Here is a 12240-nt window from a genome sequence, read left to right as displayed (position 1 = left end):
GGCATTATGACCGGTTTCGATATTGCTGTTCTGGTGTTCGTCGGCGTGGGCGCCGCCATCGGATTTCTGAGAGGTTTCGTGCAGGAGATCCTCGCCCTGGGGGCGTGGATCTTCGCGGTGTTCGCGATCAGGGCGCTGCATACCCCGCTGTCTGCCTGGCTTGAACCCTACACCGGCTCCGGCACTGCAACGCCGGTGATCGCCTTCGCGCTCCTGCTGCTGGTGCCTTTCATCGTCGTGAAGCTGGTCGCAAGCTGGGCCGGAAAGCAGAGCCGCGCCTCGGTGCTCGGACCGATCGACCGCGTGCTCGGCTTCGGTTTCGGCGCAGTGAAGGGGGTGATCGTCGTCATCCTCGGCTTCTCGGTTCTGGTGCTTGGCTACGACACCGTCTGGGGCCCCGGCGGACGCCCGGAATGGATGAAGGAGGCGCGCACTTATCCTTTCGTCAACGCCAGCAGCGAAGCGCTCGTCAAGATGATCTCCGAACGCCGCCGCGAAGCGCGCGAAGCAGAAGCGCGCGAGGCAGAAGGCTGATGTCCAGCGCAGTTCTCTACACGCCCGACGTGCTGGGCCTGACGATCCGGCTTGCCGCTTATCCCTGGGATGAGGGCTTGCCCTTCAAGGGCGAGGCGCGATCGCAGAGCTGCGGCTCCACAATCGCCCTTGGTCTGGCGCTGGACGGGCAGGGCGCCGTCGCGCGCATCGGCGTCCGCAGCCAGGCCTGCGCCATAGGACAGGCCGCTGCCGCCATCTTCGCCGACGCAGCTATTGGCCGCAGCCCGCGAGACCTGCATGCGGCAGCCGAAGCGATTGCCCTTTGGCTTTCGGGCGAGCGCAACCTACCGGAATGGCCCGGCCTTGCGGCGATCGCCAAAGCGCGTGACTACAGTGCCCGCCACGGCGCCGTTCTGCTCCCCTGGCACGCCGCCGTTCAGGCGCTTTCCGGTGCGTGCGGCTAGCGCTGGATTACCTTCGGCCGAGCCTGCGACGATCACCCGCCAGACCAGATTGGCGGTTTCCTTCCGCTGATTTCCGGCTACATGGTCGCGAGCAGCGGCAATCCCTGCCTGATTACCCGGGCCGTTGTCGCGGCCTTCCGCGCGATTATGGTGAAGATGTTTCCTGAGTTTCCCGCTTCCGCCCTCCGTCTCGCTTTCGACCGCGATGCCCTGCGCGCCAACTGGCAGGCGCTCGATCGCCTGTCTGGAACCGCGCGTGCCGGAGCGGCGGTAAAGGCCAACGGCTACGGCCTGGGTGCGCGAGAAGTGGTTCCGGTGCTTCACGCAGCCGGATGCCACGATTTCTTCGTCGCCCACTGGGGCGAGGCGCAGGATCTGCTCGAGTGCATCAGCCCTGCCGCGCTTTCGGTGCTGCACGGTCCGCTGACCGCGCAGGACGCCGCTTTCGCGCGGGAAACCGGCGTGACGCCCGTGATCAATTCGCTGGCGCAGGCCCGGCGCTGGAACGAGGCAGGCGGCGGGCGTTGCCACCTCATGGTGGATACCGGGATGAACCGCCTCGGCATTCGCCTGGAAGAACTGGGCGACGAGGCGATTGCCGCGCTCGATATCGACGTGCTGATCTCGCACCTCGCCTCGGCGGAGGAGGAAACCGATCTCAATGCCGCGCAATGCGCGCGCTGGCAGGATGCCCGCAGGCAGGTTCGCCATCTGCGTGCCAGCCTGGCCAATAGCGCCGGGATCGCGCTGGGTAGCGACTATCACGGCGACCTGACCCGCCCCGGCATCGCCCTCTACGGCGGCATTCCGCGCGAAAGCATGGCAGGAGACTTGCGGCAGGTCGTCCGTCCCGAGGCAGCGATCCTTCAGGTCCGTGACGTGCCCGCCGGCGAAACCATCGGCTATAACGCCACTTTCACGGCGCCTGCCGCGATGCGGGTGGGAACGATCGCGCTCGGCTATGCCGACGGCTACTTGCGCTGCTGGTCCGACAAGGGAATGTTCCGCGCCAAGGGCCACGAATTGCCGGTGCTCGGCCGCGTCAGCATGGATCTTACCGTCGTCGATCTGACCCATGCGCCGGATGTGGGCGAGGGGGACTGGATTACCGCCGACTATGCCCTGCCGCAAGCCGCGGCGCGATCGGGGCTGTCGCAATACGAGTTGCTCACCCTGCTCGGCCGAAGGTTTGGCCGCTAGGGTTTCTACCCGGACTTTTGCTGCGCAGCAATTTGTGTTGCGTTGCGATATCGGGGGGTGGTAACCTGCGGCGATACTGTACTGGGGATTGGCAATGGCTGAAACGGCGTCGCAGGACGACAACACGGTAATCATAAAAAAATACGCAAACCGTCGTCTCTACAATACACGTTCATCGAGCTATATTACGCTCGATCATCTCGCGAAGATGACCCGCGAAGGGGTCGATTACAAGGTGCTCGATGCCAAGACCGGCACCGACATCACGCACACGATCCTCACGCAGATCATCATGGAGGAGGAATCGAACGGAGAGCAGATGCTCCCGGTCAACTTCCTGCGCGAACTCATCAGCATGTACGGCAATTCGATGCAGTCGCTGGTGCCGCACTATCTGGAAGCCTCGATGGACAATTTCCGGGCCAACCAGACCAAGCTGCACAAGGCTTTCGAAGACAGCCTCGGCAACAATCCGCTGGCCAAGCTGGCCGAACAGAACATGGCGATGTTCAAGGCCGCTGCCGCCGCCTTCATGCCCGGATCGGAAAAGCCCGAGCCCAAGGCACCTCCCGCAGAAGACGCCGGTGACCTTGCCGCGCTGCGCGATCAGATGGCGGAAATCCAGAAGAGGCTTGACGCGCTGGGCAAATAAGGGTCTGCGCGAGGGGCTTTCGCGGTGCCCGAAATGGCGCCGCGATTTGCCTGGAATGCAACGGATGGTCCGTCGCATCGCTCAGTTCAGGAAGAAGCACCCGTGCCCGCCATTCGCCACGCCCTCTCCACCAAGCGCGAGGACGACTTCGCCCAGTGGTATCAGGAAGTCATTTCCGAGGCCGAGATGGCCGAGGAATCGGGTGTTCGCGGATGCATGGTCATCAAGCCGTGGGGCTACGGCATCTGGGAACGCATCCAGCGCCTGATGGATGACCGCATCAAGGCGGCCGGTGTCACCAACTGCTACTTCCCGCTGTTCATCCCGCTTTCCTACTTCGCCAAGGAAGCCGAGCACGTCGAAGGCTTCGCGAAGGAAATGGCCGTCGTCACCCATCACCGCCTGGTCGGTGACGGCAATGGCGGCCTCGTGCCCGACCCCGAAGCGAAGCTGGAAGAGCCGCTGATCGTCCGCCCGACTTCGGAAACGGTGATCGGCGCCGCCATGGCGCGCTGGGTGCAGTCGTGGCGCGACCTGCCGCTCATGGTCAACCAGTGGGCCAATGTCGTGCGCTGGGAAATGCGCACCCGCATGTTCCTGCGCACCAGCGAGTTCCTCTGGCAGGAAGGCCATACCGCCCACGCCGACCGCGATGACGCGATGACCGAGACGCTGCGCGCGCTCGAAATGTACCGTGATTTCTCCGAAACCGAGCTGGCCATGCCGGTGATCGCGGGTGAAAAGCCCGAGAATGAACGCTTCCCCGGCGCCGTCGCGACTTATTCGATCGAGGCGATGATGCAGGACGGCAAGGCGCTTCAGGCGGGCACCTCGCACTACCTGGGCACGGGCTTTGCGGAAGCGGCAGGCATCCAGTACCAGGACAAGGAAGGTACGCAGCAATACGCGCACACGACCAGCTGGGGCACTTCGACCCGCATGGTTGGCGGGGTCATCATGACCCACGGTGACGACGATGGCCTGCGCGTGCCGCCGATGATCGCGCCGCACCAGATCGTGATCCTGCCGATGCTGCGCGACAACGACGAGGACGAAGCGCTGCTCGCCTACTGCGAGGAACTGCGCAAGGCGCTCGTCACGCAGTTCGCTCTGAACGAACCGCTGCGCGTCCTGCTCGACAAGCGGCCCGGCAAGGCCACGCAGAAGCGCTGGGCCTGGGTCAAGAAGGGCGTTCCCCTGATCCTCGAAATCGGCGGCCGCGATGCTGCCGGTGGCCAGGTTTCGATGCTGCGCCGCGACAAGCTGTGGAACGATGCGGCCAAGGCCAATTTCGTGGCCATGTCCAAGGAAGATTTCGTCGCCCGCGCCGCAGCCGAGATCGAAGATATCCAGACTTCGCTCCACGCCGAAGCCAAGGCGAAGCTTCAGGCGAACATTTTCCAAGCCGCCAGCTTCGAGGAACTCGCTTCCTTCTTCTCGGAAGACAAGCGCTATCCGGGCTGGGTAGAAGTGGAATGGTCCCGCCCGACCGGGGAAGCGCTCGAAGCCGTGGTGCAGAAGCTCAAGGCACACAAGCTGACGATCCGCAACACGCCGCTCGACGCCGCGCCCGTCGCCGGTAATTGCGTGTTCACCGGCGATCCCGCAGTGGAACGCATCTACGTGGCGAGATCCTACTGATCTGAAAAGGGGAAGAGGGCGTGTTGGGATCGATCAAGTACAACCTGACGAACCTGCTGAACTTCAAGGGCCGCGATGCGCGGCAGACTTTCTGGTTCTACGTCCTCTTCCTCGTCGTCATCCAATATGCGGTGGGCATGGTGATCGCCATGCCCATGATGGGCGGCATCATGAAAGGCGCCTTCGTTGCCGCGCAGCAGGGCGCGACCGGTGCCGACATGAATGCGCGGGTCATGAGCCAGATGGCCGGCTACATGCGCACTTCAATGACGCTCTCGACGATTGTCTCCCTCACCGCCGGGCTTCTCCTGCTGGCGTCGTTCGCGCGGCGGCTTCACGATTCCGGCAAGCCGGGCTGGATCTCTGTGCTGACTTTCCTGCTTTCGCTGACGTCGAAGGCGATTGTCTGGTCCAGGATGGATGAGATCGTTTCGACCATGCAGAAAGTATCGGCGGACAATCTCGAAACCGCCTTTGCCATGCAATCCAAGATGGTGGCCGCCAGCCTGCTGGGATACGCGGCGATCCTGATCGTCATAATCTTCGGCGTATGGCCATCCAATCCGGGGCCGAACCGCTACGGCGAGGCGCCCGTTCGCTTCTGACCTCTTGCCAAGCAGGCCGTCGGACGTGACAAGCGCCTGCATGAACAAGATTCTGGTCGCGACCGCGCTTTCCGCCACGATCCTTCCCGTTGTTCCGGCCGGAGCTGCCGATTCGAACACCGCATCTGGCGCCACTTCGGCTCAGGTGTCCGAGGCCCGGATGCGCGCCGATGTGGAAAAGCTCGTTGCTTTCGGCACGCGGCACACGCTTTCGTCGGACACCGATCCCAAGCGGGGCATCGGCGCAGCACGGCGCTGGGCGGCCGATGAGTTCCGCAAGACTTCCAAGGCCTGCGGTGGCTGTCTCGAAGTGGTCATGCCCGAGGCCATGGTCAGCGGCACGCGCATCCCGACACCGGTAAAGATGGTCGACGTCGTCGCCATCCAGCGCGGCACGGAGCGACCGAACGAAGTCGTCATCGTCGAGGCGCATATCGACAGCCGCGTGACCGACGTGATGGACGTGAAGAGCGACGCGCCCGGCGCCAACGACGACGGTTCCGGTACCTCGCTGGTGCTGGAAGCCGCCCGTGTCCTCTCCAAGCGCAAGTTCGCCACGACCATCGTCTACGCAGCGCTTTCGGGCGAGGAGCAGGGCCTCTACGGCGGCAAGCTGCTGGCCGATTACGCCCGGAAGCAGGGCTGGACCGTGAAGGCCGTGCTGAACAACGACATCGTCGGCGGCACGCACGGCTCGGACGGGCTGGTCGACGACAAGAACGTGCGCCTTTTCTCGGAAGGGCCGCGCGCCGATTCCACCGACAAGACCCGCGCGGATGCCCGCCGTTTCGGCGGCGAGAACGATAGCCCCGGTCGCAATATCTCCCGTTTCATCGCGCAGCTCGCGGGCGGCGTGCAGGACGATCTTGCCGTGAGGCAGGTCTGGCGGGCCGACCGCATGGGGCGCGGTGGCGACCAATTGCCGTTCCTCGAACAGGGCAATCCCGCCGTGCGATTCTCGGTCGCCATCGAGGATTACGAGCACCAGCACCAGGACCTGCGTACCGAGAACGGCATCAAGTATGGCGACACCATCGACGAGATGGACTTTCCCTATCTCGCCAAAGTGACGCGCCTCAACATTGCCGCGCTCGCGGCTCTCGCCAGCGCGCCCATGCCGCCTGCGCCCACGGCCGATGCGGCGGTGAAGACCTGGACCGATGTGACCTGGCAGCCGGTGCCGGGCGCGGCGGCCTATTCGGTCTGGCGTCGGCGTACCGATGCGCCGGAGTGGGAAGCAGAGCCGATGGTGGCGCGCACCACGCAGACCAGCGTCAAACTCGACGGATTTCGCGGGGACGACTGGATCCTCGGCGTCCGCTCGATCGCGGCGGACGGCAGCGCCAGCCCGATCGCCGCGGCCGTTCCGGGCGGAGGGTTTACTCCGCTTGCCCAATTGCCCTGACCAATCCGATGGTCGAATTTCGTTCGGGGCGCCGGGCTCGCCCGGTGGAGGAGAAATCGCTCGGGGCAAGGAATTCTTTGTTGTCGGCCGCGCGCGGGCGTGACACTCGCCCCGTGAGAACAGCGCAGGATGGCGATTTGAGAGAGCGGATGATTTCGGGCAACGGTGGGCAATCATGGCGCTGACGCAGCATTTTGACTATCTGCATGTCTTCGCAGGCATGCTTGTCGGCGTGCTGGTGGGGCTTACCGGCGTGGGCGGCGGCTCGCTGATGACCCCGCTGCTGGTGCTGCTGTTCGGCGTCAGCCCGCAGACGGCGGTTGGCACCGACCTGCTGTTCGCCGCCATGACGAAGATCGCGGGCTCCGTGGTCCACGGCAAGCGCGAAACGGTGGACTGGCGCATCGTGCGCCGGATGGCTTGCGGCAGCGTGCCGGCAGCGGTCCTCACGCTGGGGTTCCTGTCGTGGTTCGGGAAGGTGGGCAATTCCACCGAGCACCTGATCATGGTTTCGCTCGCGGTGCTGCTCGGCATTACCGCGATTGCGGTGATCTGCCGCAAGTGGCTGCTCAGGCTCGCGCACGATATCGACCCCGCCCAGCCCCGTTCGAGAGTGCTCGCTGGCACAGTCCTGCTGGGCGCCGCGATCGGCGTCGCCGTATCGATTTCCTCGGTAGGGGCAGGCGCCATCGGCATGACCGTACTGCTGGTGCTCTATCCCAAGCTCCCCGTCGCGCGCATCGTCGGTTCCGATATCGCCCATGCCGTGCCGCTGGCACTGATCGCCGGGTTCGGTCACTGGATCATCGGAGACGTGGATTTCGCACTTCTGGCCGTGTTGCTGGTCGGCTCGATCCCTGGCGTCGTGATCGGCAGCTACCTCTCGTCCCACGCTTCGGACCGCATTCTCCAGCCCTTGCTGGCCTGCGTTCTGGCGGTGTCGTCCTGGCAGCTGTTCCTCAAGGCCAGTGCCGGTCAGAAACCGGCCCCCGCGCAGAGCACTGCCCAGTCGGTATCGATTGCAGGTGAAGCGGACGCGAAACAGCCCTGATTTTTGAAGGGGCTGGGTTTCGCGGGCGATCACGCAGCACCATCCCGCCCTCGTGCTGCGTCGATGCCATGCCATTGCATTGACGGCCATTCCGGCGCATGGCGGAAACCATGCCTCCCAAGAACCGGCCCGCGCCTGGCCTGCCGACGCGCCAGCAGATCCTCGATTTCATCCAGAACGCGGTTGACCCCGTCGGCAAGCGAGAAATCGCGCGTGAGTTCAGCCTGAAAGGCCATGAGAAGATCCAGCTCAAGGCCTTGCTCAAGGACATGGCCGAGGAAGGCCTGATCGACGGCAAGCGCACTGCCTTCCACCGCATGGGCGGGCTGCCCAAGGTCACGGTGCTGCGCGTGGTGGACGTGGACGAAGGCGAACCGGTCGCCATTCCCGATACCTGGACGCCCGACGATGCCACCCCGCCGCCGCGTATCCGCCTGATCGAGAAGGGTCGCTCGGCTTTGCGCAAGGGCGACCGCGTGCTGGCGCGCACCGAAGAGACGCAGACCGGATGGCGCGCCTATCCGATGAAGAAGCTGATGCTGCGCTCCGAACAGATGCTCGGCGTCGTGGAAATCGACGGTGCGGGCAAGCCCTGGCTGGCGCCGGTGGACAAGCGCATCCGCAATTCCTCGCCGATTTCGGACCTTGGCGGCGCCGAAAAGGGCGAACTGGTGCTGGCCGAGCCCATCGGCCGCTCGGCGCGCCCTTCGGTAAAGGTCACCGAAGTTCTCGGTGAGCCGCTGGCGCCCAAGGCGTTCAGCCTGATCGCGATCCACAAGCACGGCATTCCCAACCACTTCGACGGCGATACTATTGCAGAGGCTGGCGCTTCCGCGAAGATGCCGCTCAGCCACGAAAAGCGGGAAGACCTGCGCCATCTTCCCATCGTCGCGATCGACCCATCGGACGCGCGCGACCACGACGACGCGATCTGGGCCATGCCGAATGAGGAAGGCGGCTTCGACGCGCTCGTCGCCATTGCCGACGTCTCGTTCTACGTCCGTCCCGGCGGTCATATCGACCGCGAGGCACGCAAGCGCGGCAACTCGGTCTATTTCCCGGACCGGGTCGTGCCGATGCTTCCCGAAGTGCTGAGCGCCGACGTCTGCTCGCTGCGTTCGGGCGAGGACCGTGCGGCGATGGCTTGCCATCTCAAGGTGGACGGTCAGGGCAAGGTCACCGAATGGCGCTTCACCCGCGCGCTTGTCAGGATCGATGAAGTCATCGCCTATGAAGAGGCGCAGGCCCGCATCGACGAGGGCAGGGCGGCCGAGCATCTCCAGCACCTCTGGGCCTGTTGGAAGCTGCTGGCCAAGGCCCGCGAGGCCCGCGACCCGCTGGAACTGGAACTGCCCGAGCGCCGCGTGAAGCTGGATGAGCAGGGCCGCATCACCGAGATCGCCATCCGCGAACGGCTCGACGCGCACCGCGTGGTCGAGGACTTCATGATCGCCGCCAACGTCGCCGCCGCCAAGGCCCTCGAAGCCAAAGTCGCGCCGGTAGTCTACCGCGTCCACGAAACCCCGAGCCGCGAGAAGCTGACCGCGCTCAAGGACTATCTGGCGACCTTCGGCCGCAAGCTCTCGCTGGGGCAGGTCATCACGCCGGGCCTGTTCAACCGCATGCTCAAGGACATCGCGGACGAGAGCGAAAAGGCGCTGATCATGGAAGCGGTGCTGCGCAGCCAGACCCAGGCCTATTACGGCCCGCGCAACGAGGGGCACTTCGGCCTTGCGCTGGGTTCCTACGCCCACTTCACCTCGCCGATCCGCCGCTATGCCGACCTTCTCGTCCATCGCGCGCTCGTCGATGCCTATGGCCTGGAGCAGCCGAAGCCGGAAGGCGATATTCCCGCCACGTCAGGCCTGTCGGACCGCGACCGGGATGATCTCGGCCGCGTCAGCGAGGCGATCAGCAATGCCGAGCGCCGCGCCATGGAGGCCGAGCGCGAGACTATCGACCGCTACGTCGCCGCCTGGCTCTCCGGCCGCGTCGGCCAGGTTTTCGACACCCGCATCACCGGCGTCCAGAAATTCGGCTTCTTCGCCACGATCATCGGCCTTGGCGGCGACGGCCTCGTGCCCGTCTCCACGCTGGGCGACGAACGTTTCGGCTATGACGAAAAGGCGCAGGTCCTCGAAGGCGAGCAGACCGGCACCACGTTCGCAATGGGCCAGATCCTGCGCCTGCGCCTGGCCGAAGCCAATCCGCTGACCGGCGCGCTGAAGTTCGAACTGGAAGAGGGCGGCGGCCGGATCGAACAGCGTGGCAAGCCGCTTGCGCTCAAGAAGAAGGGCAAGCACTTCGTCTCGCCGCGCGGCCGTCCGGGGAATATCCGGCATCAGGGACGCAAGAAGAAGTAAGGCACCCGTCGTCCCGGATCAAGTCCGGGACGACGTTGCATCCTTACCTCAGCTCAGGCGCTCGATCGCCTCGGCATCGAGCGTGCCTGGGATCACGAAGACCGGGCAGGGCATCTGGCCGAGCCCGGCGCCCGTGAAGTGCGTCACCAGCGGACCGGGCCCGCCTTCCTTCGCGGCGCCGAGCACGAGTGCGGAAACCTCGCCGTGCTCCTTCAGGTATTCGCGTACGATCTTGATGTCTTCTCCCATGCGAACGGAGATGACCGGCATCTTAGCGCCTTGTGATAAAAGGTTTCCGGCAGCGGCTGTCACCAGCGTTTCGGCGCGGGCGCGGGCCTCTTCCTCGATGGTCGCCTGAACGCCGCCGAAGGCATTGAAAGGCTGAGGCGGAACCACGGCGAGAAGGTGGAGCGCGCCGTCGGTCTTCGCGGCGCGGCGCGCGGCGAACTGCAGCGCCACCAGCGCTTCTTCCGTTTCGTCCACGATGACCAGGTAGATGCGCATGGGTTTCCTCTCGATGGGGGCTTATCGGGCTATTCAGGACGTGGTGCAAGCCATCACGATTGCGAAAAAAGGATCGTGAAGGCGCTTGTGCGCGCGCCTCAACTTGTCCAAGGAAAGGCGGACCCCGCATACCTCCCCAAGGAAAACAAGGGACACACAAGCTTCCATGCCCATCGACATCAAGATGCCCGCCCTGTCCCCCACAATGGAAGAGGGAAAACTGGCAAAATGGCTGGTTAAGGAAGGCGACACCGTCAGCTCCGGCGACATCATGGCCGAGATCGAGACCGACAAGGCCACCATGGAGTTCGAAGCCGTCGACGAAGGCGTCATCGGCAAGATCCTCGTGGCCGAGGGTACCGACGGCGTGAAGGTCGGCACCGTGATCGCCGTTCTCGCCGGTGAAGGCGAAGACGCCAGCGCCGTTTCCGCCGCACCTGCCGCCGCGCCTGAAAAGGCCGAAGCGCCCAAGGCTGCCGCCAAGCCCGCGGAGGCTGCTCCGGCGCCTGCCGCTGCTGCGCCGGCTCCCGCCGCCGCTTCCGCTTCGAAGGAAGGCCGCGTCGCCGCCTCGCCGCTCGCCAAGCGCATCGCCGCCGACAAGGGCGTCGACCTTGCCAGCGTGAAGGGCTCCGGCCCGAACGGCCGCATCGTCAAGGCCGACGTCGAAGGCGCGAAAGCCGGCGCCGCCAAGCCCGCCGCCGCCGCACCTGCTGCCGCAGCAACCGAAGCGAAGGCCCCGGCCGTCGACATGGCGCCCGAAACCCGCGCCCTGCTGGACGACCGCGTGCCCCATTCGGTCGAGAAGCTCTCGGGCATGCGCAAGACGATCGCCAAGCGCCTTACCCAGTCCAAGCAGGAAGCGCCGCATATCTACCTCTCGGTCGATATCTGCCTCGACAAGCTGCTGGCCCTGCGCGGCGAGATCAACTCCATGCTGGAAAAGCAGGGCGTCAAGGTTTCGGTCAACGACATGCTCGTGAAGGCCCTCGGCCGCGCGCTGCTCGACGTGCCGGAATGCAACGTGACTTTCGCAGGCAACGAGCTGATCAAGTATGCCCGCGCCGACGTATCGGTGGCGGTCTCGATCCCCGGCGGCCTGATCACCCCGATCGTCACTGACGCCAGCGGCAAGTCGTTCTCGCAGATCGCGCGCGACATGAAGGATCTTGGCACCCGCGCCCGTGAAGGCAAGCTCGCCCCCACCGAGTATCAGGGCGGCACCGCCTCGATCTCGAACATGGGCATGATGGGCATCAAGCAGTTCTCGGCCGTGATCAACCCGCCGCAGTCGACCATCATGGCAATCGGCGCGGGCGACAAGCGTCCCTGGGTCATGCCCGACGGCTCGCTCGGCGTGGCTACCGTGATGAGCGCGACCGGCAGCTTCGACCACCGCGCGGTGGACGGTGCGGACGGTGCCCGCCTGATGGCCGCTTTCCGCGAATACGTGGAAACGCCGCTCAGCATGGTCGCCTGAAGTGACCGAAGCACGACGTGACCCGGTGATCCGGGTCACGGCCATGCCGGCCGACGCCAATGCCTACGGAGACATCTTCGGCGGCTGGTTGATGAGCCAGATGGACATGGGTGCCGGCCTCGTCGCCGCCCGTCGCTCGCGCGGACGCGCGGTGACGGTGGCGATGGACGGCATGCAGTTCCACCTGCCTGTAAAAGTAGGTGACGAAGTGTCGGTCTACGGCGAGATCCAGCGCGTGGGCCGCACTTCGCTGACCATCGCCATCGAGGCCTGGCGACGGCATCGGCACGAAGAGGAAGAAGTGAAGGTGACGCAGGCCGTGTTCACCTTCGTCGCGGTGAACGAATTCGGCAAACCGCGCGCCATCGATCAGGAGAAGTAAG

General features: G+C 65.0%; 12 protein-coding genes. 11 read left to right on the top strand and 1 reads right to left on the bottom strand.

The annotated features are described in order from the left end of the window. The first annotated feature begins 6 nt into the window (after nt 1-6). From NTCA1_RS20895 to rnr, 9 genes are all read left to right on the top strand, one after another. A complete protein-coding gene (locus tag NTCA1_RS20895; protein WP_159831705.1) occupies nt 7-534 on the top strand; it encodes a CvpA family protein in 528 nt (175 codons plus the stop codon). After that, complete coding sequence (locus NTCA1_RS20890) at nt 534-959, top strand: iron-sulfur cluster assembly scaffold protein (RefSeq protein ID WP_159831704.1); 426 nt, start codon at nt 534-536, stop codon at nt 957-959. The genes NTCA1_RS20895 and NTCA1_RS20890 overlap by 1 nt, the downstream gene beginning before the upstream one ends. Before the next feature lie 156 nt (nt 960-1115). Further along, a complete protein-coding gene (alr, locus tag NTCA1_RS20885) occupies nt 1116-2159 on the top strand; it encodes an alanine racemase (RefSeq protein WP_159831744.1) in 1044 nt (347 codons plus the stop codon). 94 nt (nt 2160-2253) lie between these two features. Continuing rightward, nucleotides 2254-2811 (top strand): polyhydroxyalkanoate synthesis repressor PhaR, encoded by a 558-nt coding sequence (phaR, locus tag NTCA1_RS20880; RefSeq protein WP_133083885.1) that lies wholly within the window; start codon nt 2254-2256, stop codon nt 2809-2811. A gap of 102 nt (nt 2812-2913) precedes the next feature. Next, nucleotides 2914-4452, top strand: a complete 1539-nt coding sequence (gene proS / locus NTCA1_RS20875; RefSeq protein ID WP_236549495.1) for a proline--tRNA ligase — start codon at nt 2914-2916, stop codon at nt 4450-4452. Nucleotides 4453-4472: 20 nt separating this feature from the next. Next, nucleotides 4473-5057, top strand: a complete 585-nt coding sequence (locus NTCA1_RS20870) for a DUF805 domain-containing protein (RefSeq protein WP_086490539.1) — start codon at nt 4473-4475, stop codon at nt 5055-5057. Nucleotides 5058-5097: 40 nt separating this feature from the next. Next, nucleotides 5098-6462 (top strand): M28 family peptidase, encoded by a 1365-nt coding sequence (locus tag NTCA1_RS20865; protein ID WP_086490538.1) that lies wholly within the window; start codon nt 5098-5100, stop codon nt 6460-6462. A gap of 175 nt (nt 6463-6637) precedes the next feature. Continuing rightward, the gene (locus NTCA1_RS20860) at nt 6638-7513 is read left to right on the top strand and encodes a sulfite exporter TauE/SafE family protein (RefSeq protein ID WP_159831702.1); all 876 of its coding nucleotides are present in this window, start codon (nt 6638-6640) and stop codon (nt 7511-7513) included. A gap of 110 nt (nt 7514-7623) precedes the next feature. After that, the gene (rnr, locus tag NTCA1_RS20855) at nt 7624-9876 is read left to right on the top strand and encodes a ribonuclease R (protein WP_201282555.1); all 2253 of its coding nucleotides are present in this window, start codon (nt 7624-7626) and stop codon (nt 9874-9876) included. 48 nt (nt 9877-9924) lie between these two features. Here the strand turns inward: rnr and NTCA1_RS20850 are convergent, their stop codons facing one another. Beyond that, nucleotides 9925-10380 carry a universal stress protein gene (locus NTCA1_RS20850; RefSeq protein WP_086490535.1) on the bottom strand — a complete coding sequence of 152 codons (456 nt, stop codon included), beginning with the start codon at nt 10378-10380 and terminating at the stop codon, nt 9925-9927. Between the two features lie 166 nt (nt 10381-10546). Here NTCA1_RS20850 and NTCA1_RS20845 point away from each other — a divergent pair, with 166 nt between their 5' ends. Both NTCA1_RS20845 and NTCA1_RS20840 read left to right on the top strand, forming a co-directional pair. Then, nucleotides 10547-11857: a pyruvate dehydrogenase complex dihydrolipoamide acetyltransferase gene (locus NTCA1_RS20845; RefSeq protein ID WP_159831700.1), complete on the top strand. Its 1311-nt coding sequence runs from the start codon at nt 10547-10549 to the stop codon at nt 11855-11857. 43 nt (nt 11858-11900) lie between these two features. Then, a complete protein-coding gene (locus NTCA1_RS20840; RefSeq protein ID WP_081673882.1) occupies nt 11901-12239 on the top strand; it encodes an acyl-CoA thioesterase in 339 nt (112 codons plus the stop codon). The last annotated feature ends 1 nt before the right edge of the window (nt 12240 follow it).

This window comes from Novosphingobium sp. TCA1 (genome assembly GCF_009811895.1).
Taxonomy (GTDB): domain Bacteria; phylum Pseudomonadota; class Alphaproteobacteria; order Sphingomonadales; family Sphingomonadaceae; genus Novosphingobium; species Novosphingobium panipatense_A.
Note: the sequence above shows the minus strand (reverse complement) of the source record. Positions and strands in the feature narration are given on the sequence as shown.

What these genes read in the sequence shown, in the direction of transcription:
- NTCA1_RS20895 (WP_159831705.1), top strand. Translation starts at nt 7, where the DNA reads ATGACCGGTTTCGATATTGCTGTTCTGGTGTTCGTCGGCGTGGGCGCC.
- NTCA1_RS20890 (WP_159831704.1), top strand. Translation starts at nt 534, where the DNA reads ATGTCCAGCGCAGTTCTCTACACGCCCGACGTGCTGGGCCTGACGATC.
- alr (WP_159831744.1), top strand. Translation starts at nt 1,116, where the DNA reads ATGTTTCCTGAGTTTCCCGCTTCCGCCCTCCGTCTCGCTTTCGACCGC.
- phaR (WP_133083885.1), top strand. Translation starts at nt 2,254, where the DNA reads ATGGCTGAAACGGCGTCGCAGGACGACAACACGGTAATCATAAAAAAA.
- NTCA1_RS20865 (WP_086490538.1), top strand. Translation starts at nt 5,098, where the DNA reads ATGAACAAGATTCTGGTCGCGACCGCGCTTTCCGCCACGATCCTTCCC.
- NTCA1_RS20860 (WP_159831702.1), top strand. Translation starts at nt 6,638, where the DNA reads ATGGCGCTGACGCAGCATTTTGACTATCTGCATGTCTTCGCAGGCATG.
- rnr (WP_201282555.1), top strand. Translation starts at nt 7,624, where the DNA reads ATGCCTCCCAAGAACCGGCCCGCGCCTGGCCTGCCGACGCGCCAGCAG.
- NTCA1_RS20850 (WP_086490535.1), bottom strand. Translation starts at nt 10,380, where the DNA reads ATGCGCATCTACCTGGTCATCGTGGACGAAACGGAAGAAGCGCTGGTG.
- NTCA1_RS20845 (WP_159831700.1), top strand. Translation starts at nt 10,547, where the DNA reads ATGCCCATCGACATCAAGATGCCCGCCCTGTCCCCCACAATGGAAGAG.
- NTCA1_RS20840 (WP_081673882.1), top strand. Translation starts at nt 11,901, where the DNA reads ATGCCGGCCGACGCCAATGCCTACGGAGACATCTTCGGCGGCTGGTTG.